The organism is Streptomyces cavernae (genome assembly GCF_004023625.1).
Lineage (GTDB): Bacteria > Actinomycetota > Actinomycetes > Streptomycetales > Streptomycetaceae > Streptomyces > Streptomyces cavernae.
Genome location: NZ_RPDJ01000014.1, coordinates 184709 through 208255 on the forward strand (window position 1 = coordinate 184709; position 23547 = coordinate 208255).

Sequence of the window (23547 nt, forward strand, 5' to 3'; positions counted from 1 at the left end):
GCAGAACCGGCGGCGACCTTCTCGGCGCCGGTGCGGTGACATCGCGTCAGCGCTGGCCGAGGAGCGACGAAGGTCCCCGCCGCGAGGGACGGTCGGCCCCTGTCGCGGCCGTCTTGCCCAGGACACAGTCGAGCCATGGCTGACCTGGACCACTTGGCGGAAGACGCCTTCACCGCCCATACGCAGGCGGTGTACCGAAACGCCTTCACGGGCGGCTCCGCGCCCGGTCTGCGGACGGTCCCGGAGCCGGCGCGGGCCGCACGGCTTGGTGCGGCCCGGTGAACGGCCGCACCGCACGGCGCTACGAGGTCCACGGCACCGTCCAGGGGGTGGGCTTCCGGCCGTTCGTCCACCGGCTGGCGGCCGACCTGGGCGTGGACGGCTCGGTCCGCAACGCGGGCGGGTTCGTGGTCATCGAGGCGGCGGCTCCGGCCGCCGTCCTCACGGCGTTCGCCGGCCGGCTGCGCACCGAGGCGCCGCCCAGGGCCCGTGTCACCCGGGTCGCCGTGCGCGACCTGGCGATGTCACCGGCACCGGTCGGCGCCGGCTTCGCCATCGCCGAGAGCGCCGCGCACCCTTCGGCCGCGCGGGACTTCCCGCCCGACATCGCCACCTGCGACGACTGCCTGCGGGAGCTGTTCGACCCGCTGGACCGGCGGTTCCGCTACCCGTTCACCAACTGCACCAACTGCGGGCCGCGCGCCACGATCATCGACGATCTCCCCTACGACCGGACCCGCACGGCGATGGGCGCCTTCCCGTTGTGCCGGCGGTGCCGTGCCGAGTACACCGACCCGCTCGACCGCCGGTTCCACGCCGAGCCGGTGGCCTGTCCGGACTGCGGCCCACGGCTGGCCTGGCTGCCGGGCGGCGAGCCGCGGCCGGGCCGACGGGCTGAGGCGCCGGGGGCGCAGCCCGTGGGGGAGGAGGCCCTGCGGGCCGCGGTGGCCGTGATCGCCGCCGGCGGGATCGTCGCGGTCAAGGGGCTGGGCGGCTACCAACTCGTCTGCGACGCCACCGACGAGGACGCCGTACGGCGGCTGCGGCAGCGCAAGCACCGTTGGACCAAACCGCTCGCCGTGATGGTCCGCGACCTCCGAGCGGCTGCGGGACTGGCGTATCCCACCGCGACCGAGAAGCACCTGCTGACCTCACCTGCCGCGCCCATCGTCCTGCTGACGGCCCGTGCGCACTCCCGTCCGGCGACCGCCGCGGGACTGCATCCCGGAACCCGCCGGATCGGGCTGTTCCTGCCCTACACGCCCCTGCACCACCTGCTGCTGCACGACCTGGACCGGCCGCTCGTCGTCACCAGCGGCAACCGCTCCCAGGAACCGATCGTCATCGACGACGACACGGCCCCGGACCGGCTCGGCGGCATCGCCGACGGCTTCCTCCGGCACGACCGCGCCATCCGCGCCCGCTACGACGATTCCGTGACCCAGGTGCTGGGACGCCGCGAGTCGGTCGTCCGCCGAGCCCGCGGCTATGCCCCCGAACCGATGCGCCTGCCGGTGGCCGCGCCCGGTCCGCTGCTCGCGGTCGGCGCCGAACTGAAGCACACCTTCGCCCTCGCGGACCGCGGCCGGGTGGTGCTCGGACCGCACACCGGGGATCTGGAGGACGCCGACACCCTGACGGCGTTCCGCGGGAACCTCGCCCACCTGACTCGCCTCGAGGCGATCACACCCGTGTACATTGCCCACGACCTGCACCCCGGCTACCTGTCCACGCAGGAGGCGGGCCGTCTGCCCGCACGGTCCCGGATTCCCGTCCAGCATCACCACGCGCACGTGGCCTCCTGCGCCGCCGAACACGGCCTGACCGGCCCGTTCATCGGCGTCGCCTACGACGGGCTGGGGCTCGGCGACGACGGCACCCTGTGGGGCGGCGAGATCCTCGTCGCCGATCTCGCCGGCTACCGCCGATTCGGCCGCTTCGGCACCGCCCCGATGCCCGGTGGCGCGGCGGCCGTCCGCCGCCCGGCGCGGATGGCGCTCGGCTATCTGTACGGCGCCGAGGACCTCGACGAGACGGACCGCGGGGGCCCGGGCATCGGCGGGCCACGATGGGAAGGCGCGTGTACCGCGGGCCCGTTCCTCGACCGGTTGCCGGCCACCGAAGTGCGGACGGTGCGCCGCATGGTCGAGCGAGGCGTCAACGCGCCGCTCGCCTCCAGCGCCGGCCGCCTGTTCGATGCCGTCTCCAGCCTGCTCGGCCTGCGCGACGACGCCGGCTACGAAGCGGAGGCCGCCATCGCCCTGGAGGCCGCCGCCGACCCGCGCGAGCGCGGCGAACTGGCCTGGCGGCTGCAGCGCCGCGAAGGCCTGCTCGTCTACGACCTCCGGCCGACGCTGCGCGACCTGCTCGCGGGCGTGGCCGACGGGCGTTCCGTACCCTGCCTGGCCGCCCGGTTCCACAACACGGTCGTGGCCGTCACGGTCGCCATGGCCGAAGAGGCCGCCCGGGAGACGGGACTCGGCGACGTGTGCCTGTCGGGCGGGGTGTTCCAGAACCGCCGGATCGCCACCGGGGTCGCGTCCGCGCTGCGGCGGACAGGGCTGCACCCCCGCCTGAACCGTCTGGTCCCGGCGAACGACGGCGGCATCAGCTACGGACAGGCCGCCGTAGCCGCGTGCCTGCTGAAAGGAAGGTGACGGCGATGTGCCTGGGGATTCCCGGCCGGATCATCACGACCGGTCACGACGAGGGGCTGCGCATGGGCGTGGTGGACTTCGGCGGCGTCCGCAGGGACGTCTGCCTGGCCTACGTCCCGGAGTGCGAGGCAGGCGACTACGTCATCGTGCACGTCGGCTTCGCCATCAGCCGGGTGGACGAGGAGGAGGCCCGGCGAACCCTCGAGGTGCTGCGCGCCCTGGACGGCGGCCAGGCCCTGGCGGGGGAGTTGGGACAGTGAAGTACCTCGACGAGTACCGCGATCCCGTCGTCGCCCGACGGCTGCTCCAGGAGATCCACGCCACCGCCACCCGCCCCTGGACGATCATGGAGGTGTGCGGCGGTCAGACCCACACCATCGTTCGCCAGGGCATTGACGAGCTGCTGCCCGACGGCCTGCGGATGATCCACGGCCCCGGCTGCCCGGTCTGCGTCACCCCGCTGGAGCTCATCGACAAGGCCCTCGCCATCGCCGCCCGACCAGAGGTGATCTTCACCTCCTACGGGGACATGCTGCGCGTGCCCGGCTCGCACACCGACCTGCTGGCGCTCAAGGCGCGCGGTGCCGATGTACGGGTGGTGTACTCCCCGGTCGACGCGGTGGACCTGGCCCGCCGGAACCCGGACCGGCAGGTGGTGTTCTTCGCGGTCGGCTTCGAGACCACCGCCCCGGCCAACGCCATGGCCGTCCTGCGGGCGGACGCGCTCGGTCTGCCGAACTTCGGCATCCTCGTCAGCCACGTCCTGGTGCCCCCGGCCATGACCGCGATCCTCGAATCGCCCGCCACCCGGGTCCAGGGCTTCCTCGCCGCCGGTCACGTATGCGCGGTCATGGGATGGACGGAGTACGAGCCGCTCGCGGCCCGGTACCGGGTCCCCGTCGTGGTCACCGGCTTCGAGCCGCTGGACCTCCTCGAAGGCATCCTCATGACGGTCCGTCAACTGGAGGAAGGCCGCCACGAGGTGGAGAACCAGTACGCCCGCGCCGTGCTCCGCTCCGGCAACACCGCCGCGCAGGACGCGATCCGCCGCGTCTTCATCGTCGGCGACCGCACCTGGCGCGGCATCGGCCCCATCCCCGGCAGCGGGCTGCACCTCGCGCCCGCGTTCGCCGCGTACGACGCCGAGACCCGCTTCGGCGTGGCGGCCCTGACGGCCCGGGAGCACCCCCACTGCGTCGCCGGGGAGATCCTGCAGGGCACGAAAGTACCCACCGACTGCCGTGCCTACGGCACCCTGTGCACCCCGCGGACCCCGCTCGGCGCGCCCATGGTCTCGACCGAGGGCACCTGCGCCGCCTTCCACAACGCCGGACGGAGGAACGACACATGACCGCCGTCGACCCCCTGCGAGCCACCTGCCCGCTGCCCCGGGCCGAGACCGAACACGTTCTGCTGGGCCACGGCAGCGGCGGACAACTGTCCGCCGGCCTGCTCAGGGATCTGATCCTGCCGGGCCTCGGAGCGGCCTCGCCCGCGGGGCCAGCCCAGGACGCGGCCGTGCTGAAGCTCGGTGACCGGGAGCTCGTGATGAGCACCGACTCCTTCGTCGTCAGCCCGCTGTTCTTCCCCGGCGGCGACATCGGATCGCTCGCCGTGCACGGCACCGTCAACGACGTCGCGATGATGGGCGCGGAACCCTTCGCGCTGTCGGCGGCCTTCGTGATCGAGGAGGGCTTCCCGCTCGACGTCCTGCGCCGGGTCACCGAGTCGATCGGACGGGCGGCGACCGCCGCCGGGGTGCCGGTGGTGACCGGCGACACGAAGGTCGTCGGCCGCGGGGCCGCCGACGGGCTGTTCGTCAACACCACCGGGCTGGGCCTGCGGCTGCCGGGCGCGATGCCCTCCGCCGACGGCGCGCGACCGGGGGACGCCGTGGTGCTGTCGGGCCCGATCGGACTGCACGGCACCACCGTCCTCAGCGTCCGCGAGGGACTCGGCTTCGAGACCGACATCGCATCGGACACCCGGCCGCTGCACCGGCTGGTGCGCGCCATGGTCGAGGCGGTCGGCCCCGACCTGCACGCCCTGCGCGACCCCACCCGGGGCGGACTCGCGTCGGCCGTCAACGAGTTGGCGCAGGCGTCGGAGGTCGGCGTGGAACTCGACGAGACCGTCCTGCCGGTGCCGCCCGCGGTGGCGGCCGCCTGCGACCTGCTGGGCCTGGATCCCCTGCACGTCGCCAACGAGGGCTGTCTCGTCGCGTTCGTCGCCGCCGACCGGGCCGACCGGCTGCTGGCCGCGATGCGGTCGGTACCGGAAGGCGCGGGCGCGGTTCGGGTCGGCACCGTGCTGGACGATCGCTCCGGACAGGTCACCGTCCGCACCCTGCTGGGGGCGCGCCGGGTCGTCGACATGCTCATCGGCGAACAACTGCCACGGATCTGCTGAACGGCCGAGACGCGCCGTGCCAAGACCCCTCCGGCGGAGGCCGGGCAGCGCCGTCGTCCCCGGACCGCCCGGCCGATGACCGAGTTCGCCGTACCGGCGGCCGGCTCCGGCCCGACGCCGCCCACAGCGCGGTCAGGGACGGTCGGCCCACATCCGTGGCCCGAGGTGCCCTTCGACCGGGGCCGGTCGTCCCATGGCCCCGCGGCGTGTGACACACGAGGCTGATCGGAGACGATGGCTCGAGCGTGAGGGTCGGCGCGAGCCCGGGGCACGACGGCCAGGGAGGCGACGGTCATGACACGGATACGGGTGCCGAGGAACTCCCGGCCTCCGCGGCGACCGGAGCCTGAGGACCTGCGGACCTCCTCCGGACGGTCCCTCCCCTACTGAAGGCCGGACGTGGCCACGGGGCTGCCGTGCCACCTGAGACGTGACAGCGAAGACCGCGCACGCACTCGCCGCCGGGCCGTTCGCGTTCCACCGGAGATCAGCAGCAGCGCCGCCGAAGGAGGCCGGCCATGACAGACACAGCGTCGGAGACGATCACCGTACGGCGGTCACAGGAGGCGGAGGTGCACCGACTGGACGTCGCCCACGTCAACGGCGACGCGTACGCGGTGGACATCCGGGGCCACCTGCTCATGGTCGACCAGCCCACGGACGCGGGCGGCACGGACACCGCCCCCACCCCCACCGAGCTGTTCGCGGCATCTCTGGCCACCTGCGTCGCCTTCTACGCGGGCCGCTACCTGACCCGCCACGGGCTGCCGCGCGACGGACTGCGGGTCCGTACGGAGTTCACCATGGCCACCGACCGCCCGGCCCGCATCGCGTCCGTACGCATCGTCGTCGTCCCGCCGCCGGCTCTCTCCGCACAGCGCCACGCGGCCATGCTCGCGGTCGCCTCGCACTGCACCGTCCACAACACGCTCCACCAACCACCCGAGATCGGCATCGAGCTGGAGCGGAGGGAGCCGATGGAGCGGAGGGAGCCGGTGGCGCCGATGATGCCGATGGAGCCATGAGCCCGCCCTCGGTCCGACCCGCGCACCGGCCCGCCTGATGCGCGCTGCCCGGCGGCCGGTGGAATCGACGTGGTCAGGATCATGTCTCCCCCTCCGCCCACAACTCCCACCTCACACCCTCATGGCGGGTCTGTGGGCTCCCCAGGGGCCGACCGGCCCGAGGAGGGGCCGGACGGGTCCTGCCACCGCGCCGACTCCCGTGCCAGCCTGGATTCGAGCCTCACCGGCTCGAAGAGACCGACTCGGGAGCGGTCCGCCTACGGGTCCGGTGCCGGATCGAAGGGCGGGTCCGGGCCCTGTCGAGGCGAGGAGGAAGAAGATGGCGCACACAGTGGAGTGGAAGGTCCGCCTCCATCTCTTCGAGGAAGAGGGGACGACGACGGCACGGGTGGTGCTGGACACCGGGACCGCCGTGCTCACAGGTCGTGGGACCGCGCACTGCAGCCCCGTCGACACCCCTGTGCCGGAGATCGGTGACGAGCTGGCGGCGGGCCGGGCCGTGCGCAATCTCGCCCAGCAGCTGCTCGACACCGCCGAGCGGGACATCGAGGGTGCGGCCGGCCGGCCGGAGTGAACGACGCGGCGTCGCCGTTCGAGGCGGGGACTCCTGTGGTCGCGAGGCTGGCCACCGCCGGCCGCGTCAGGAAGATGGTCGCCGAGATGCGCTCGCATGATGGCCACCGATTCCGCAGGGACCGGATGAACCAGACCGGAGAAACCGCACAGGAGCAACGCCCCGGATGGCCCCGGACCAGTCGCCTGCCTCGGGAGCGGCCCACCGACCCGAGTCTGGCGTGCCCTGGGCCGGGGGCCGACGCGACATGTGGGTGTCGATCCGGCCCGCGCGTCTCGATCCGGCCCGCGCGCCTCAGTCCGGCCGCCGTATCGGTTCGGCCGACCGGTTGAGCGCTGCTCGATCACGCCGTGTGGGTGCGCCCAGCTGCTGCACCGGAACTCGACGTCCGCTTCGCCCGCGGGCTCGGCGGGCGGCGATTCGGCGTTCCGTGACGACCCCGTCGCACTACGCTCGCGACAAGCCTCGGGCGGCAGGCGCTGCCGACGGTGGCCTCCGACGCCCGCGCTGCCCAGGGCACCGCGCGGAAGGGCCATGGGGAGACGTGCATGGAGTGGTTGGTCTCACTGGTGGGGGTCGGGCTGGTCATGGCCGTACTGCGCGACCTGTTCCACACGCTCTGGCACCCAACGCGGCACGGGGGCCTAAGCCGACTCGTCATGACGGTGCTGTGGAAACTGGCCAAGCGTTTTCGTGTGCGCAGGCGTGTGGTCGGGCTCGTCGGGCCGCTCTCCATGGTGACGGTGGTCGGCATGTGGGCCGCCATCGTCATCCTGGGCTGGTCCATCGTCTACTGGCCCCACATGCCCGGGGCGTTCACGTTCTCTCCCGGTTCCAAGGCGGCTCAGGAACCGCCGCTGCTCGACTCCGTGTACCTGTCGCTCGTCATGGTCGCCACCCTGGGGCTCGGCGACATCGCGCCGGGCGAGGGCTGGCTCCGCCTGGTCTCGCCGTTGGAAGCCCTCATCGGCTTCGCTCTCCTGACGGCCACGGTCTCCTGGGTGCTCGAGATCTACCCGGCGTTGAGCCGCAGGAGGGCCCTGGCCATCAGGCTGGCACTGCTGCGCGACTCGGAACCGACGACGCAGCAGATCGACTCCTGTGCCGGAGCCGTGATGCTGGACAGCCTGGCCACTGAAGTGGTGCGCGTCCGCATCGACTTCACCCAGTACGCCGAGGCCTACTACTTCCATGACGGGGAGGACGACGCCTCTTTCGCGGCCATGGTCGGCTACGCGGCGACCCTCGCCCAGCGCGGGCAGGCGGCCCGGCGCCAGGACGTGCGTCTGGCCGGCGACCTGCTCGGCGGTGCTCTGGAGGATCTCGCCACCATCCTCGACGAGCGTTTTCTGCATACGGGCGGTACACCGACGGATGTCTTCGCGGCCTACGCCGCCGACCACGGCCGCAGCCTCCATCAGCCCTGACCGGCACGAAGAGAGGAGTGGAGTGCAGTGGAGGCCGTCCGCCGGGCTGGGATGACGCGGTCGGCCTCCGGTGCTCACATCCGCTTGAGGACCGCCTGCTTGGCCGCCGTGAACTCCTCGTCCGTGAGGACGCCCGACTTGTGCAGCTCGCCGAGTTCGCGCAGCCGTCGCAGCAGGGCGTCGTGGTCGTCCTCCGGCGCCGGGGCGACGGGGGCGACGGCCGGCTGGAAGGCCGCGGCCGGGATCTGCTGCGGCACGGCGGTGGGCGGCAGGTCCGCGACCGGTGCCGAGGGGTGTGGGAGGCGGGCCTGTACGGCCGCCGCCACCAGTGCCATCAACGGGTCCTTCTTGAAGCCCCACAACTCGACGGAGTTGGGGTCGTACTTGGGCGGGGCCTTGGTCGGCGCGTTCTTCACGGTGAAGCGGAGGTGGCCGTTCTCCAGGCCCTCCGCGGGATGCCACTCGACGGCGGCGATGTGCTCCAGCGGCAGTGAGCGGTTGCCCGAGGCTGCCTTGGCCTCCTCGGTCTTCCAGTTCCACTCCAGGCGGACGTGCTCGCCGTCGAAGCTCGCCGTGCCGTCGCCGGCGGAGACCGACAGCGGCACGGCGGGCCCCGGCAGCAGATAGCGGTCGGCGGGGCCGGCGGGCACCTCGTCCAGGAACAGTGCGTTGCGCACCTCGTCCACCAGGTATTCGGCCACTCCGTACCGGCCCGGCTCGACGGCGAGTTGATAGGGGTCCGAGGATTCGGTGAGCTTGCCGCCGGTCGCTTGCAGCAGCGGGTCGGCGCCGTCCCGCAGGCGCAGCCTCAGCCGCCCTGACTTCTTGCCCTGCTCGAACGAGACGCCCGCCAACGCCTCCAGGGGGACGGTCAGTTCGCCCAGGGTCTTGCGGAGCAGACTCACGCCCTTGTCCCGGCCCGGCACCAGTCGCAGGGAATCGCCGTCGAAAGTCCAGGTGCCGTCCCGCTGGATGATTTCCGCCATGGGGTGATTCTTTCACCGGACCGCCGGGAACTTGGTCTATACCTATTGACGGGCCGGGTACTCAACGGGTCCCATGGGGAACGTTCGCCGCATCCGGCGATTCCGTGCCTCGTGGCCAGTGACTCGGTGCACTCGTGCACCCGTGCACCTGTGAAGCCCCGTGCACCCGTGGACCCTTGATTTCCCGTGGAAAGGGACCCTTCGTGAGACAGCGTCACAGAAGCCCCAGGCTGCTCGGCTCGGGCGGCGGCGCCATGCGGCGCCGCACGCTGCTGCTCGTGGCCGCCGCCGGGATCTCCGCCGTCGGCGCCGCCCCCGAAGCACCCACCAGAACCCCCACCCCGCTCGGCCGCGTGGTGCCGGCCCCGGCCTCCGTCGCTCCGGACGGCACCGCGTTCCGCATCACGCCCACCACGCGCATCCAGGTGGACCGGAACACCGAGCGGATCGGCCTCTATCTGGCCGGAATTCTGCGGCCGTCGACGGGATACCGGCTGCCGGTGACCTCGCGCGGCGGGAGCGACGCGATCCGGCTGCGGCTGGGCTCCCGTGACAAGGCCCTCGGCGGCGAGGGCTACCGCCTCGACAGCGGCAAGCACGGCGTCACCATCACCGCCCGGACGTCCGCCGGGCTCTTCCACGGCGTCCAGACCCTGCGCCAACTGCTGCCCGCCGCCGTGGAGAAGCGGACCGTGCAGCCGGGGCCCTGGCCGGTCGCGGGCGGCACCATCAAGGACACCCCGCGCTACGGCTGGCGCGGCGCCATGCTGGACGTCTCCCGGCACTTCTTCACCGTCGACCAAGTCAAGCGGTTCATCGACGAGTTGGCGCTCTACAAGCTCAACAAACTGCATCTGCACCTCTCCGACGACCAGGGCTGGCGCATCGCGATCGACTCCTGGCCCCGGCTGACCGAATACGGCGGCTCCACCCAGGTCGGCGGTGGCCCCGGCGGCTTCTACACCAAGGCGGACTACAAGGAGATCGTCCGCTACGCCGCCTCGCGCCACCTGGAGGTCGTCCCGGAGATCGACATGCCGGGCCACACCAATGCCGCCCTCGCCTCGTACGCGGACCTGAACTGCGACGGAGTCGCGCCCCCGCTCTACACCGGCACCGAGGTCGGCTTCAGTTCGCTGTGCGTCGACAAGGAAGTCACCTACGACTTCGTGGACGATGTGATCCGTGAACTGGCCGCCCTCACTCCGGGACGCTACCTCCACATCGGCGGCGACGAGGCGCACTCCACCAGCCACGAGGACTACGTCAAGTTCATGGACCGGGTGCAGCCCGTCGTGGCCCGGTACGGCAAGACGGTGATCGGCTGGCACCAGCTGACCGGGGCGACCCCCGCGAAGGGCGCCCTGGCGCAGTACTGGGGCCTGGACGAAACCGGTGCCGAGGAGAAGGCCCAGGTCGCCAGGGCGGCACAGAACGGGACCGGGCTGATCCTCTCGCCCGCCGACCGGATCTACCTCGACATGAAGTACACGAAGGACACCCCGCTGGGACTCGACTGGGCCGGTCTGGTGGAGGTGGACCGGTCCTACGACTGGGACCCCGCCGACTACCTCCCCGGGGCCCCGAGTTCGGCCGTCCAGGGGGTGGAGGCGCCGCTGTGGACCGAGACCATCGTCACCACGTCCGACATCGACCACATGGTCTTCCCGCGGCTGCCGGGCGTCGCCGAGCTGGGCTGGTCGCCCGCCGCGACCCACGACTGGGACACCTACAAGGTGCGGCTCGCCGCTCAGGCCCCGCGGTGGGACGCGCTGGGCATCGGCTACTACAGGTCGCCGAAGGTCCCGTGGCCCGCCGAGTGAACTCCTGACAGACCGCGACACGGCGGCGGGCGCCCCGGGGGACCGTTCCGGAGCGCCCGCCTGTTCGTGGGGCTCTTCGCTCCGCCTGCGAAGAGCCGGTGGGTGGTTTCTAGGCCTGCTCGCGCAGCTGTTCCTCGCTGAGCCCCTGCCGCCAGTAGCCGACGAAGGCGACCCGGCGCCGGTCCCACTCCCGCTCCCGGACGAGGTGTCTGCGCAGCTCCTTCACACAGCCGGACTCACCCGCGATCCAGGCGTACGGGGCCGAGGCCTCCGGCAGTGCGGCGGCCCGGATCGCGTCGACGCCCGCCGGAGCGCCCTGGTCCCGGAACAGCCAGGTGATCTCGGCATCGGCCGCGGTGGCCAGCTCCTGGATGTCCGCGGGGTGCTCGACCTCCAGCCAGACGCGGGCGCGGGTGCCGGCCGGGAGCGACTCGAGGATGGCGGAGGCGGCGGGCAGCGCGGTCTCGTCGGCCCAGAGGAGGACCAGGTCGGTGTCGGCGGGCGGGCGGAAGCGGATCGCGGTGTTGTCCGCGACCGCCGGGCCGAGCACCAGGACCCGGTCGCCGGGCGCGGCCCGGGCGGCCCAGCGCGAGGCCGGACCCGCGGGCCCGGCGGACCCCGGCTCCGTGCCGTGCAGCACGAAGTCGATGTCGATCTCGTCGGGCTCGCCCGGGGTGCGCCGCAGGGCGCGCAGTGTGTACGAGCGCATCACCGCCCGTACGTCGTCCGGGAGTTCACGCCAGGCCTGCCACCAGCCGTCGCCCGACTCGATCGGAACGACGGGTGCGTCCTGCCCCGGATGCGGCAGGAAGAGCGACAGGCTCTGGTCGCGCCCGTCGGAGGCGAAGGCGCTCAGGTCGGGTCCCGCGAAGCCGACCCGGACCAGGGACGGGCCGAGCCGCGTCGTCCGGGTCACCCGCAGGGAGAAGAAACGGAACGGGGCGGCCACGGCCGTCGTCATACGCTCTCCAAAGCTCACGCGAAAGTGGTCAGCTGACCTTCTTGGCGTTCTCCAGCGCCTCCGCGAGGTTCTCCAGCAGCGGAGTGCACTTGTCGTAGGACAGGATCGGCTCGGGGGAGCGCGGGATCACCTGGCCGGCCTTGACCGCGGGCAGCTTCTTCCAGGTCGCCTGGGTGATGTCGGCGGGCTGGATGGTCGAGGAGCGGTCGTCCATGATGATGATGTCGGCCGGGTACTTGTCGACGTTCTCCCAGCTGAGGGTCTCGAACCAGCCGCCCGTCTCCTTCTTGGCCTCCTCCGGCGGCTCGACGAACTTCACGCCGAGCGCCTTGAAGTACTCGAGGTCCACGGAGAGGTTGGTGCCGGAGACGTAGAACACGGACTCGGCGGCGGAGCCGGCCATCACCTTGATGTCGGGGTTGGCCTTGGCGGCCTTGCGCAGCCGGGCGGCGGCGTCCTCGAAGCGCTTCCTGGCCCGGGTGACCTTGTCCGCCTTCATGTCCGCGCCGAGCGACTCGGCGAGCTCCCACATCCGCTCCAGCGGCTGCGTCAACTGCCGGTCGTAGACGGACACGGCGACGCTCGGGGCCAGCTTCGCGACCTTGTCCTTGGACTCCTCGGGCACGTACCAGAGGGTGCCCGCGCTGTCGAAGGTCGTGGTGAGCAGGACGTCGGGGGAGAGGGCCACGTACTTCTCGACGCTGAACTGCCCCCAGGCGTTGCCGATGACCGTGAGCTTGCTGACGTCCATGTCGCCGGCCTGGACGTCGGCCTTGCCGCCCTTGGTCGTGGTGGGGCCGAAGACGCCCTTGACCTCGATGCCGTAGTCGTACAGCGCGGCGGCGACACCGGTGAAGGCGACGATGTTCGCGGGAACGTCGTCCAGCTTCACGGTCTCGCCGCGGTCGTCCTTGAAGGACCAGGGGCCGGAGTCGGCCGCCGTGCTCGTCGAGTCCGAACCGGCGCCGCGCTTCGTGTCGCTCTCGTCACCGCAGGCGGCGAGAGCGACACCGAGACCGAGGGCGCCGCCCGCGGCGAGCAGGCCGCGGCGGGTGAGGTGAGGGGCACGGGGGTTGGGCATGGGTGCAGCTGCTTTCGGGCAGGGGGCGGATAACCACCGGATGACAGCGGTCCAAGATAGGTTAGCCTAACCTTATTTGTCATCCCGGGTCGGGTTGCCCCCACGCCCTGGCCTATCCGCCGTGGCCGAGCCCGGGCGGGCGCCAGGCGCCGCTTGGCCGGGGACCACTCCGGGGCCAGGATCGAGAAGTGGACCGTGTCGCGCCAAGTGCCGTCCGGCCTCCGCACATGCCGGCGCAATCGCCGCCTCGGTGGAGGGGCGGCTGAGGAACCGACCGTGCCCCCGGCCTCCGGTGACGCTCGGCTGTCGGTCGGGCGACGATCATTCATACTCATCGGCGTCCACCACAGGGCGGCGGCCGTCGATGCGGCCGCGCCCGGCCGTAATTCGCTTGCCCTGCCCACGGGTTAACGCTGCACTGTGGCCAGACACCGCGAGTCGTGGTGCCGGTATCCCGAGGAGGCAGCGGCAGCAATGCAGATCCGTCCCACGACCGACGAGGATCTCGATGTCTTCGTCGACACGGTCCATGCCGCGTTCGGGCTCTTCCCGGAAACCCCGATCGAGGGCGGCGGGCTCTGGTGGTCGGCCCTCGAAACGGACCGCTGCATGCTCGCCCTGACGGCGGACGGACGGCCCGTCGGCACCGCCGCCACGCACTCCTTCGAGCTCACCCTGCCCGGTGAGACTCTCGTCCCGGCCGCCGGGGTGACCGCCGTCGGCGTCCTGCCCTCGCACCGGCGCCAGGGCGTGCTCCGCGCGATGATGCGGCATCAGCTCACCGGACTGAGGGCCGACGGGGAGTTCCTTTCCGTGCTGCTGGCCTCTCAGGCCCCGATCTACGGCAGGTTCGGCTACGGACCGGCGACCTACACGGCGCAGCTGAAGGTACCGCGCCACCAGGCCGCCCTCGCCGTACCCCGGGCGCGCGGAGTGACCCACGCACCGGCGAACGGCTCGGACAACGGCTCGGTCGAGGTGCTGCGTCGGGCCGAGTGCGGCGAGATCCTGGAAGAGGTCTACGACCGGTACCGCCGCGCCCAGCCCGGCGCTCTGTCCCGGCCGCACCGCTGGTGGGCCTTGCGCGCGGGGCAGCCCCCGATCTCGCCGGCGCCGCGCTACGTCGCCGTCCACCGGGACACCGACGGCGTCCCGGACGGTTACGCCAGCTACTCGATCGAGTCCGGCACCCTGACGGTCGACGAGACCATCGCCACCGACGACGCCGTCTTCACGGCCCTGGCCCGGTTCGTACTCGGACACGACCTGGTCTCGCACGTCGTGTTCAAGCACGTCCCGGCCGATCACCCGCTGCGCTGGCAGTTCGCGGACTTCCGCGCCGGCGAGGTGAGCGGCGCCATGGACTGGCTCTGGGTGCGACTGCTGGACGTCCCGCGTGCGCTGACCGCGCGCGGCTGGTTCACGGACGGCGAGCTCGTCCTGGACATCGACGACCCGTTCCTCGGCGAACACGACCGCTACCTGCTGACCATCCGGGACAGCAAGGCCGACTGCGTCCCGACGGACCGGAAGCCCGACCTGTCCCTCGACATCAGCGACCTGGGCTCCGTCTACCTCGGCGGCACCGCCCCGAGCACGCTCGTGCGTGCCGGACACATCCGGGCCCACCGCCCAGGCGCGGCCACCCTCGCCGACACACTCTTCCGCGCCGAGCGCTCCCCGCACTGCCTGCACTGGTTCTGACCGCGCCGACCTCTTCGACGTGCCGGGGTCGACGGCCGTAGCCGCCGTGGATCTGGGTGGTGGCCGGCGTTGTCGCGGCGATTGTGGAGGAGTGGAGCTTCGCCAGGGCGGCCTCCTTCTTGAAGGTTCACCCGCGGCGCGGCGGGAGGCCGCGTCGTGTCAGGAAGGCGGGCCGTGTGGGCCTTCATCTCCATGTCGGCGATGAACTGGATCCCCTGGTACGAGCCGATGGCGTGGCCGAAGGCCTGGCTTCCTTCGCGTACTTCGACGGCTCGTCCGCACAGCCCTGTGCCAGGCACGTAGACAGGGCCGAGGCCACCGCCTACCCAGATGGTGAGCTGAGCCCATTCTGAGTCTCCGGCTGTCTTCCGCCGCCGGCCGACACTCCATGGCTCGCCTTCTGTCGTGCGGCGCAAGGTAGTTGGCTGACTATCATGTGCCGCATGACAATGGGGCAGGAGACGTCCGGCGACCCCCGGCGCAGCCAGCTCCTGCGTGGAGCGCTCGACATCTGCCTGCTCGCCCTGATCGCGGAACGTCCTCGCTATGGATTCGAGTTCGTCGAAGCTCTCAGTCAGAGCGGGCTCGAACTCGTCAGTGAGGGCAGCATCTATCCGCTGCTCGCCCGGATGGAGCGGGCAGGGCTCATCGAGTCCTATCGCGCGCCGTCATCCAGCGGAGGGGCGCCGCGCAAGTACTACCGGCTGACCCGGGCAGGCGGAGCGGAACTGACACGGGGCCGCACCGTCTGGCGGGACTTCACGGCCCAGGTGAACGAGATCCTGACCAACACCGAGCCGACCACAGGGGGAACAAGACCATGACGACCGACCGGGTCCTGGCCATATGCCGCAGCAACTGGGAGTACCGGGGCGTCGATGACGCCTCCGTCAAGGACATGCTCGCCGAGCTCTCCGCGCACCTGGAGGAGGCGGCGGCCGCGGGACGTGCGCCGCGGGATGTCGTGGGCGACGACGTCAAGGCGTTCGCTGCGGCCTGGGCGCGGGCCAGGACGCCGCTGCGCAGACGGTTGCTGGGGATGGCGATGGTGGTGCCGGCCGCGATGGGCGGAATCCTGCTCATGTCGCACCTGATCGGATGGACCGGAGCAGTTCCCGTCAGCCCCGGCCGCCTTGCCTTCTGGCTCACCGTCGGTACGGTCACCGTCGCCGTCGAACTCCGGCGCGGAACCCTGGGCTTGGGCAAGGGGTGGCTGCTGGCGGCAGGTGCCGGCCTACCGGTCTCGCTCCTCACCGATTGGCTGGCCGGCGACGAGCCGCTCTTCCACGTCGCCCTCTGGACCTCAGTTCTCCTGACCCTGCCGAGCGCCGCATACGCGGTCGCCAGGCGCGCCCGCACACGGATGGACCAGCCCGGAACCAAGTGACATCACGCCCGTACCTCCGGGCCCGGCCGCCATTCCGCTGACAGCTCAGGGTCCGCAGTGCGATGCGCTCGCCTTGGAGGCCGGACTGCGGAGCGGGACGGGCAGCACCGCTTCTGAGTCGGCCGGGTGCCGGTCGCTGTCCGTCTTCCGGGCGCGCCGGGTCCTTGTGCGCGAGGGGCCGGTGGGCCGCTGACCTCCGCAAAGAACCGGGGGAAAGAACTCCCGCCCACCCACCCTGCCGGCCGCGTCACCTGTGCGGGTGACTGGCTTGCGGGGCGGGATGCGGGCGGTTCAGGACGGTAAGGAAAGGGTCTTCGTCCTGGACTGCGAGGCCCTGTCGCTGGCCGTGCGCGGCGACCGGATGATGATCGCCCGGCTCAGCCTCGCCGCACAGGGCGAGGCAGAAGTGATCACGTCTCCGCTGACCCTCGTCGAGGCGTATGACGGGCGGACCACCGAGCAGCGCTGGGACTGGGTGCTCTCCCGGGTCCGCGTCGCGGATGTGGGACAGGAAGAGGCCCGGCAGGCCCGTCGGCTCCTCGCCACTGCCGGGCTGCACGGCCACAAGTTCGCGAGCGATGCCGTGCTCGCGGTCATCGCCCGTCAGCAGCAAGGCAACGTAACCGTCCTCACCTCGGACGTCGACGACCTGGAGAGGCTCGTCCCGCACAGGGTCGTCGTCAAGAAGGTGTGACCGTCAACAAAGGCGGTGTGACTCAGCCCGCCAGCCCCAACTCCCGTGCGATCAGCATGCGTTGCACCTCGCTCGTGCCCTCCCCGATCTCCAGGATCTTGGAGTCGCGCCACATGCGGGCCACCGGGTACTCGTTCATGAAGCCGTAGCCGCCGTGGATCTGGGTGGCGTCGCGGGCGTTGTCCACGGCGATCGTGGAGGAGTAGAGCTTCGCCAGGGCCGCCTCCTTCTTGAAGGGTTCGCCCGCGACCAGGCGGGAAGCCGCGTCGCGCCACGCCAGGCGGGCCGTGTGCGCCTTCATCTCCATGTCCGCGATCTTGAACTGGATCGCCTGGTTGGAACCGATCGGGCGGCCGAACGCATGGCGTTCCTTCGCGTACTTGACGGATTCGTCGACGCAGCCCTGGGCCAGGCCCGTGGCGAGCGCCGAGATGGCGATGCGGCCCTCGTCCAGGATGCGCAGGAACTGGGCGTAGCCCCGGCCCTCCTCGCCCAGGAGGTTCTCGGCGGGGACGCGGACGTCCGAGAAGGACAACTCGCGGGTGTCCGAAGCGTTCCAGCCGACCTTCGAGTACGGTGCCGCCACCGTGAAGCCGGGCGTGCCGGACGGGACGATGAAGGAGGAGATCCGGGGGCTGCCGTCGGGCTTGCGGTCGGTGACCGCGGTGACCGTCACCAGGCCCGTGATGTCCGTGCCCGAGTTGGTGATGAAGCACTTGGTGCCGTTGATCACCCATTCGTTCGTCTGCTCGTCGAGGCGGGCTGTTGTGCGCGTCCCGCCCGCGTCGGAGCCGGCGTCCGGCTCGGTGAGACCGAACGCGCCGAGGATCTCGCCGGAGCAGAGGCGGGGGAGCCAGTGCCGCTTCTGGGCTTCCGTGCCGTAGAGGTGGATCGGCATGGCGCCCAGCGATACGCCCGCTTCCAGGGTGATGGCCACGGAGGAGTCGACGCGGGCCAACTCCTCCAGGGCGATGCCGAGCGCCAGGTAGTCGCCGCCCATGCCGCCGTACTCCTCCGGGAAGGGGAGCCCGAAGAGCCCCATGCGGCCCATCTCACGGACGATCTCGTACGGGAACTCGTGGCGCTCGTAGAAGTCGCCGATCTTCGGGGCGACCACGTCGTGGGCGAACTCCTCGACGGTGCGGCGGAGTTCTTCCAGTTCCGGGGAGAGCTTGTGGTCCATGGCTTGTTCACTGCTCCTTGTGGGAGTCATGGGGCGAGAGGGCCCGGACGGTGCGGGACGGGCTGGGTCGGCCCAGTTGTTCGGCCATCCAGGCGCTGGTGGCGACCAGACGGCCGAGGTCGACCCCGGTTTCCATGCCGAGGCCCTGGAGCATCCACACGAGGTCTTCGGTGGCGAGGTTGCCCGTGGCGGACTTGGCGAACGGGCAGCCGCCGAGGCCGCCCGCCGAGGCGTCGACGGTCGTGACGCCGTGCTGCAGCGCGGCCAGGGTGTTGGCGAGCGCCTGGCCGTAGGTGTCGTGGAAGTGCACACCCAGAGTGGGGGTGGGCACGCCCTCCTCGTTGAGCGCGGTCAGCAGTTCCCGTACGTGCCCGGGGGTCGCCACGCCGATGGTGTCGCCGAGGCTGAGCTCGTCGCAGCCCATGTCGACCAGGGCGGTGCACACGTGGACGACCTGCTCGACCGGTACGGGGCCTTCCCAGGGGTCGCCGAAGCACATGGACACGTAGCCGCGGACGCGCCCGCCCGCACCCTTCGCGCGGGCCACCACGGGCTCGAACATGGTCAGCGACTCGTCCACCGTCCGGTTCAGGTTGGCCTTCGCGAAGGACTCCGTCGCGCTGGCGAACACGGCGACGTGCGTCGCTCCGAGTGCCAGTGCCCGCTCCAGGCCGCGTTCGTTGGGGACCAGCACGGGCAGCGCCACCCCCGGCAGCTCCCGTACCTGCGGAAACAGCTGCTCCGCGTCCGCGAGTTGGGGCACCCACCTGGGGTGTACGAAGCTGGTGGCCTCGATCGTGGTCAGGCCCGCGTCGGCGAGGCGGCGGATGAACTCGACCTTGGTCCCGGTCGGCACCGTCGTCTTCTCGTTCTGCAGGCCGTCGCGTGCGCCCACCTCGTGGATCCGCACCCGCTGGGGGAGGTCCGCGGCCGGTACGGTCATGGGCAGTCCTCGATCGGTCATTCCGTCACCTCCTCGTGGGCTGCGATCACGGCAAGCACCTGGTCCATGGCGACCGTCGTGCCGGGGGAGACGTCGAGCTCGGTGACCGTGCCCGCGTGCGGGGCGGAGACGACGTGCTCCATCTTCATGGCCTCGACCACCAGCAGGCTCTGTCCGGCGGTCACCATGTCGCCCACGGCGACCTTCACGACGGTGACCGTGCCGGGCATCGGTGCCGTCAGCGAGTCGGCGCCGGAGTGCGCGGCGCGGCTGAGGGAGGCCTCCACAGGGTCGTGATCGCGGACCTGCCAGGCGTCGCCGTCCCTGCCGAGCCAGTCGCCGGCACGGTGGAAGGTGTGGCGGACGCCGTCCAGGGTCACGGACACCTGGTCGGCCGTGACCATGTGGGTGCCGCGCGGACGGTGTGACACGGGTTCGGCTCCCGCCACCCGCAAGTCGAAGGCCGGGGGCGCCGGTTCGCAGCCCATCCGCCACCCGCTCGGCACCGAGAACGGATCCGTCCAGCCCTCCCCGCGCGGCGTGAGGGCGTCGAGGCGTACCGCGGCCGCCGCCTCGTACACCTCCTCCGGCACCTCCGCCGGAACGAGCCCGTCCACCTCGCGCTCCACGAGCCCCGTGTCCAACTCGCCCGCCACCACCGCCGGATGGGCGAGCAGCCTGCGCAGGAAGCCCGCGTTGGTCGGCACGCCCAGCGTGACGGTGTCGGCGAGGGCCGCGCGCAGCTTCCGCAGCGCGGTCGCGCGGTCGGGTCCGTAGGCGATGACCTTCGACAGCATCGGGTCGTAGAGGCTGCCGACCTCGGTGCCCTCGCTCAGCCCCGAGTCCGTCCGTACGCCGTCGCCCCCCGGCTCGTGCAGCGCCAGCACCGTGCCGCCGGACGGCAGGAATCCGCGCGCGCCCTCCTTGACGGACACGGTCTCCGCGCAGATACGCGCCTCCACCGCGTGCCCGGTGAGCCGGATGCCGTCCTGGGTGAGCGGCAGCCGCTCGCCCGCCGCCACCCGTACCTGCCACTCCACCAGGTCCAGTCCGGTGACCAGCTCCGTCACCGGGTGCTCGACCTGGAGTCGGGTGTTCATCTCCATGAAGTAGTACGCGGAGGGGTCCGTGCCCGGCACGATGAACTCGACCGTGCCCGCGCCCCGGTAGTCGCAGGAGCGGGCCGCCTGGACCGCGGCCTCGCCCATCGCGGCGCGGGTCCGGTCGTCGAGGAGCACGCTCGGCGCCTCCTCGATGATCTTCTGGTGGCGGCGCTGGAGGGAGCACTCGCGCTCGCCCAGGTGGATCACATTGCCGTGGCTGTCCGCGAGGACCTGGATCTCGATGTGCCGGGGGCGGTCGATCCAGCGCTCCACGAGGAGCGTGTCGTCACCGAAGGCGGCCCGGGCCTCGCGGCGGGCGGCGGCGATCTCGTCGGCCAGCACCGCCGTGTCCCGCACCAGCCGCATGCCCTTTCCGCCGCCGCCCGCCGACGGCTTCAGCAGCACCGGCATGCCGATCTCCCGGGCGGCCTCGGCCAGTTGGTCGTCCGTCAGGCCGCTGCCGTTCGACCCCGGGACGACGGGGACTCCGGCCTGACGCACCGTCGTCTTGGCGCGGATCTTGTCGCCCATAAGGGAGATGGACAGCGCGGACGGCCCGATGAAGACGAGCCCGGCGTCGGCGCACGCGCGCGCGAACGCCGCGTTCTCCGCCAGGAATCCATACCCGGGGTGGACCGCCTGGGCGCCGGTCCGCGCGGCAGCCTCCAGCAGCCGCTCGGCGGACAGATAGCTCTCGGCCGCCGGGGCGGGCCCGATCCGTACCGCGGTGTCGGCCTCCCGGACGTGCCGGGCGTCCGCGTCGGCGTCGCTGAAGACGGCCACCGAGCGGATGCCCAGGGACTTCAGCGTCCGGACGACCCGTACCGCGATCTCGCCCCGGTTGGCCACGAGCACTGTGTCGAACATCGTCGTTCGTCCCCTCACATCCGGAAGACGCCGAACCCGGGCTCTCCCAGGGGGGCGTTCGCGCACGCGGTCAGGGCCAGGCCCAGCACCTGGCGGGTTTCCAGCGGGTCGATGACCCCGTCGTCCCAGAGCCGGGCCGTCGCGTAGTAGGCGTTGCCCTGGCGCTCGTACTGGGCGCGGATCGGGGCCTTGAAGGCCTCCTCGTCGCCGGTCGGCCAGTCCTCGCCGCGCGCCTCCAACTGGTCGCGCTTGACCGTCGCGAGGACCGAGGCGGCCTGCTCGCCGCCCATCACGGAGATCTTGGCGTTCGGCCACATCCACAAGAAGCGCGGCGAATACGCCCGGCCGCACATGGAGTAGTTGCCCGCCCCGTACGAGCCGCCGATCACCACCGTGAGCTTGGGCACGCGCGTGCACGCCACCGCCGTCACCATCTTGGCGCCGTGCTTGGCGATACCGCCCGCCTCGTAGTCGCGCCCCACCATGAACCCGGAGATGTTCTGCAGGAACACCAGCGGGATCCCGCGCTGGTCGCACAGCTCGATGAAGTGGGCGCCCTTCTGGGCGGACTCGGAGAACAGGATGCCGTTGTTGGCGACGATTCCGACGGGATGGCCGTGGATCCGCGCGAAGCCGGTGACGAGGGTCTGCCCGAACTCCGCCTTGAACTCGGCGAACCGTGAGGCGTCCACCACGCGCGCGATGACCTCGCGGACGTCGTAGGGGGTACGGGAGTCGACCGGGACGACGCCGTAGAGGCCGTACGGGTCCACCTTCGGCTCGACGGACGGCCGGACCTCCCAGGGCAGGGACCCGCGCGCGGGGAGCGTGGAGACGATGGTGCGCACGATCCGCAGCGCGTGCGCGTCGTCCTCCGCGAGGTGGTCCGTGACGCCGGACACGCGCGCGTGCACCTCGCCGCCGCCCAGTTCCTCGGCCGTCACCACCTCGCCCGTCGCGGCCTTCACCAGGGGCGGGCCGCCGAGGAAGATCGTGCCCTGGTCGCGGACGATCACGGCCTCGTCGCTCATCGCCGGGACGTACGCGCCGCCCGCCGTGCAGGACCCCAGCACGGCCGCGATCTGCGGGATCCCGGCGCCCGACATCCGCGCCTGGTTGTAGAAGATCCGCCCGAAGTGCTCCCGGTCGGGGAAGACCTCGTCCTGCATGGGCAGGAAGGCCCCTCCGGAGTCCACGAGGTACACGCACGGCAGCCGGTTCTCGAGGGCGACCTCCTGGGCGCGCAAGTGCTTCTTGACCGTCATCGGGTAGTACGTGCCGCCCTTGACGGTGGCGTCGTTGGCGACGATCACGCACTCTCGTCCGCTCACCCGCCCGATCCCGGCGATCACGCCCGCCGCGGGTGCCTGCCCCTCGTACATCCCGTCCGCGGCCAGTGGCGCGAGCTCCAGGAAGGGCGAGCCCGCGTCCAGGAGCGTGTCCACGCGGTCGCGCGGCAGCAGCTTGCCGCGCGCGGTGTGCCGGGCGCGCGCCTTCTCGCCGCCGCCGAGCCGGGCCGCGGCGAGTTTCGCGCGCAACTCCTCGGCCAGCGCGCGGTGCGCCGTCTCGTTGGCCCGCCAGGCGTCCGACGCGGGGTCCGCCGCACTCGAAAGCTCCGGTGCCTCCTGCATGTCCGAGGTCCCCTCACCCAGTGGTCGACCGGTTAATGAGCGTTAACGCACGCCTTCAGGTTAACGAGCGCTAACCTCGCTGTCTAGAATTGTCTCCATGGCCACCAGAACCGACGCCCTGACCCGCCGTGAGCAGATCCTCAAGGAGGCCGCCCGGCTCTTCGCCGAGCGCGGCTTCCACGGGGTCGGCGTCGACGAGATAGGAGCGGCGGTCGGCATCAGCGGGCCGGGTCTCTACCGGCACTTCGCGGGCAAGGACGCGATGCTCGCCGAGCTGCTCGTGGGCATCAGCGGGCAACTGCTGACGGGCGCGAAGCGGCGGCTCGCCGAGGCGGACGGGGGCGGCGTCGGGGCCTCGGACGCCGGTGTGGGCGCCGTCGCCGATACCGAGGCCGGTGCGGGCGCAGGTGCCGGTACCGGTGCCGGTACTGAGGCCGGTGTGGGTGTGGGTGTGGGTGCCGGTGCCGGTGCTGGTGCCGGTGTGGGCGGGGTCGGCGAAGGTGAGAGCCGGGCCCAGCGCGGTTCTTTCGAGACCGAGCAAGGTGGCCGTGGAGCCGGGCGAGCCGGGTCGGCCGAGGAAGCCCTGCGACCCGGGCGAGCCGGGTCGGGCGAAGGTGGCCGTGGGGGGGTGGTGCGGCGGGATCCCGGGGCGGTTCTCGACTCGCTCATCGAGGGGCACATCGACTTCGCGCTGGACGACCGCCCGCTGATCACCCTGCACGACCGGGAGCTCGACCGCCTCCGCGACAGCGACCGCAAGCTCGTACGGCAGTTGCAGCGGCAGTACGTCGAGCTGTGGGTGGGCGTGGTGCGCGAGCTGTACCCCCATCTCGCGGAGCCCGTGGCGCGGGCGGCCGTGCACGCCGTCTTCGGGCTGCTCAACTCCACCCCGCACCTGGGCCGTCCGGGCTCCCTGCCCGGGCGCGCGGCCACGGCGGCGCTGCTGCACCGGATGGCGCGCGGGGCGTTCGCTTCCGCGGGTGGGCCGTTGGAGTGACGAGCGTTACGGGACAGGGGTCCGTGACGCTCTGGACGCCGCTTCGTACTCGCCGGTACGGTGCTGTCTGAGCAAGCGCTTAGACACGATACGTG

At 71.8% G+C, this 23547-nt stretch carries 21 protein-coding genes and 3 pseudogenes; 15 read left to right on the top strand and 9 right to left on the bottom strand.

Features of this window, described 5'->3' with window-relative positions:
• Nucleotides 1-135 precede the first annotated feature (135 nt).
• The 8 genes from EF387_RS46755 (at nt 136) to EF387_RS24385 (ending at nt 8092) form a co-directional block, all read left to right on the top strand.
• On the top strand, nt 136-282 hold the full coding sequence (locus EF387_RS46755; protein ID WP_155589783.1) for a hypothetical protein: 147 nt from the start codon (nt 136-138) through the stop codon (nt 280-282).
• The gene (hypF, locus tag EF387_RS24355) at nt 279-2657 is read left to right on the top strand and encodes a carbamoyltransferase HypF (RefSeq protein WP_128378738.1); all 2379 of its coding nucleotides are present in this window, start codon (nt 279-281) and stop codon (nt 2655-2657) included. Before EF387_RS46755 ends, hypF begins: the two co-directional genes overlap by 4 nt.
• 5 nt (nt 2658-2662) lie before the next feature.
• Nucleotides 2663-2917 carry a HypC/HybG/HupF family hydrogenase formation chaperone gene (locus tag EF387_RS24360; RefSeq protein WP_128378739.1) on the top strand — a complete coding sequence of 85 codons (255 nt, stop codon included), beginning with the start codon at nt 2663-2665 and terminating at the stop codon, nt 2915-2917.
• Nucleotides 2914-4008, top strand: coding sequence for a hydrogenase formation protein HypD (gene hypD / locus EF387_RS24365; RefSeq protein WP_128378740.1), 1095 nt, complete (start codon nt 2914-2916; stop codon nt 4006-4008). The genes EF387_RS24360 and hypD overlap by 4 nt, the downstream gene beginning before the upstream one ends.
• A complete protein-coding gene (gene hypE, locus EF387_RS24370; protein ID WP_128378741.1) occupies nt 4005-5066 on the top strand; it encodes a hydrogenase expression/formation protein HypE in 1062 nt (353 codons plus the stop codon). Before hypD ends, hypE begins: the two co-directional genes overlap by 4 nt.
• 518 nt (nt 5067-5584) lie before the next feature.
• Nucleotides 5585-6091 carry an OsmC family protein gene (locus EF387_RS24375; RefSeq protein WP_128378742.1) on the top strand — a complete coding sequence of 169 codons (507 nt, stop codon included), beginning with the start codon at nt 5585-5587 and terminating at the stop codon, nt 6089-6091.
• A gap of 319 nt (nt 6092-6410) precedes the next feature.
• The gene (locus EF387_RS24380) at nt 6411-6665 is read left to right on the top strand and encodes a DUF1876 domain-containing protein (RefSeq protein WP_128378743.1); all 255 of its coding nucleotides are present in this window, start codon (nt 6411-6413) and stop codon (nt 6663-6665) included.
• A 548-nt stretch (nt 6666-7213) separates the two neighbouring features.
• A complete protein-coding gene (locus tag EF387_RS24385) occupies nt 7214-8092 on the top strand; it encodes a potassium channel family protein (protein WP_128378744.1) in 879 nt (292 codons plus the stop codon).
• A gap of 74 nt (nt 8093-8166) precedes the next feature.
• Here the strand turns inward: EF387_RS24385 and EF387_RS24390 are convergent, their stop codons facing one another.
• Nucleotides 8167-9078, bottom strand: coding sequence for a DUF4429 domain-containing protein (locus EF387_RS24390; RefSeq protein WP_128378745.1), 912 nt, complete (start codon nt 9076-9078; stop codon nt 8167-8169).
• A gap of 203 nt (nt 9079-9281) precedes the next feature.
• Here EF387_RS24390 and EF387_RS24395 point away from each other — a divergent pair, with 203 nt between their 5' ends.
• Nucleotides 9282-10901 (top strand): beta-N-acetylhexosaminidase, encoded by a 1620-nt coding sequence (locus EF387_RS24395; protein ID WP_420802614.1) that lies wholly within the window; start codon nt 9282-9284, stop codon nt 10899-10901.
• A gap of 109 nt (nt 10902-11010) precedes the next feature.
• Here EF387_RS24395 and EF387_RS24400 read toward each other — a convergent pair whose 3' ends face one another.
• The 3 genes and pseudogenes from EF387_RS24400 to EF387_RS48500 form a co-directional block, all read right to left on the bottom strand.
• Nucleotides 11011-11862: a siderophore-interacting protein gene (locus EF387_RS24400; protein WP_128378746.1), complete on the bottom strand. Its 852-nt coding sequence runs from the start codon at nt 11860-11862 to the stop codon at nt 11011-11013.
• Nucleotides 11863-11890: 28 nt separating this feature from the next.
• Nucleotides 11891-12943 (bottom strand): ABC transporter substrate-binding protein, encoded by a 1053-nt coding sequence (locus EF387_RS24405; RefSeq protein WP_128378747.1) that lies wholly within the window; start codon nt 12941-12943, stop codon nt 11891-11893.
• 143 nt (nt 12944-13086) lie between these two features.
• Nucleotides 13087-13182: pseudogene (locus EF387_RS48500) on the bottom strand (GNAT family N-acetyltransferase); the annotation flags it as partial.
• Nucleotides 13183-13417: 235 nt separating this feature from the next.
• On the opposite strand from EF387_RS48500, the gene EF387_RS24415 reads away from it, so the two are divergent.
• Nucleotides 13418-14647, top strand: coding sequence for a GNAT family N-acetyltransferase (locus EF387_RS24415; protein WP_128378748.1), 1230 nt, complete (start codon nt 13418-13420; stop codon nt 14645-14647).
• Between the two features lie 34 nt (nt 14648-14681).
• On the opposite strand, the pseudogene EF387_RS48505 reads toward EF387_RS24415, so the two are convergent.
• A pseudogene (locus EF387_RS48505) lies at nt 14682-14960 on the bottom strand (acyl-CoA dehydrogenase family protein); the annotation flags it as partial.
• 130 nt (nt 14961-15090) lie between these two features.
• Here EF387_RS48505 and EF387_RS24425 point away from each other — a divergent pair.
• The 3 genes from EF387_RS24425 (at nt 15091) to EF387_RS24435 (ending at nt 16728) form a co-directional block, all read left to right on the top strand.
• A complete protein-coding gene (locus EF387_RS24425; RefSeq protein WP_128378749.1) occupies nt 15091-15471 on the top strand; it encodes a PadR family transcriptional regulator in 381 nt (126 codons plus the stop codon).
• The gene (locus EF387_RS24430; RefSeq protein WP_128378750.1) at nt 15468-16034 is read left to right on the top strand and encodes a hypothetical protein; all 567 of its coding nucleotides are present in this window, start codon (nt 15468-15470) and stop codon (nt 16032-16034) included. Before EF387_RS24425 ends, EF387_RS24430 begins: the two co-directional genes overlap by 4 nt.
• A gap of 259 nt (nt 16035-16293) precedes the next feature.
• A complete protein-coding gene (locus EF387_RS24435) occupies nt 16294-16728 on the top strand; it encodes a hypothetical protein (protein WP_238431660.1) in 435 nt (144 codons plus the stop codon).
• A gap of 22 nt (nt 16729-16750) precedes the next feature.
• On the opposite strand, the gene EF387_RS24440 is transcribed toward EF387_RS24435, so the two are convergent.
• Genes EF387_RS24440 through EF387_RS24455 form a run of 4 tightly spaced genes read right to left on the bottom strand, consistent with a single transcriptional unit; the run spans nt 16751 to nt 22455 of the window.
• A complete protein-coding gene (locus EF387_RS24440; RefSeq protein ID WP_128378751.1) occupies nt 16751-17911 on the bottom strand; it encodes an acyl-CoA dehydrogenase family protein in 1161 nt (386 codons plus the stop codon).
• Between the two features lie 7 nt (nt 17912-17918).
• A complete protein-coding gene (locus EF387_RS24445) occupies nt 17919-18875 on the bottom strand; it encodes a hydroxymethylglutaryl-CoA lyase (RefSeq protein WP_128378752.1) in 957 nt (318 codons plus the stop codon).
• Nucleotides 18872-20824 carry an ATP-binding protein gene (locus EF387_RS24450; RefSeq protein ID WP_128378753.1) on the bottom strand — a complete coding sequence of 651 codons (1953 nt, stop codon included), beginning with the start codon at nt 20822-20824 and terminating at the stop codon, nt 18872-18874. The genes EF387_RS24445 and EF387_RS24450 overlap by 4 nt, the downstream gene beginning before the upstream one ends.
• Nucleotides 20825-20838: 14 nt before the next feature.
• Nucleotides 20839-22455, bottom strand: a complete 1617-nt coding sequence (locus EF387_RS24455) for a carboxyl transferase domain-containing protein (protein WP_128378754.1) — start codon at nt 22453-22455, stop codon at nt 20839-20841.
• A gap of 97 nt (nt 22456-22552) precedes the next feature.
• Between EF387_RS24455 and EF387_RS24460 the strand changes: the two are divergent.
• Both EF387_RS24460 and EF387_RS50085 read left to right on the top strand, forming a co-directional pair.
• Nucleotides 22553-22795 (top strand): annotated as a pseudogene (locus EF387_RS24460) (helix-turn-helix domain-containing protein); the annotation flags it as partial.
• Between the two features lie 99 nt (nt 22796-22894).
• Nucleotides 22895-23452, top strand: coding sequence for a TetR-type transcription factor C-terminal domain-containing protein (locus tag EF387_RS50085; RefSeq protein WP_420802616.1), 558 nt, complete (start codon nt 22895-22897; stop codon nt 23450-23452).
• Nucleotides 23453-23547: the final 95 nt, after the last annotated feature.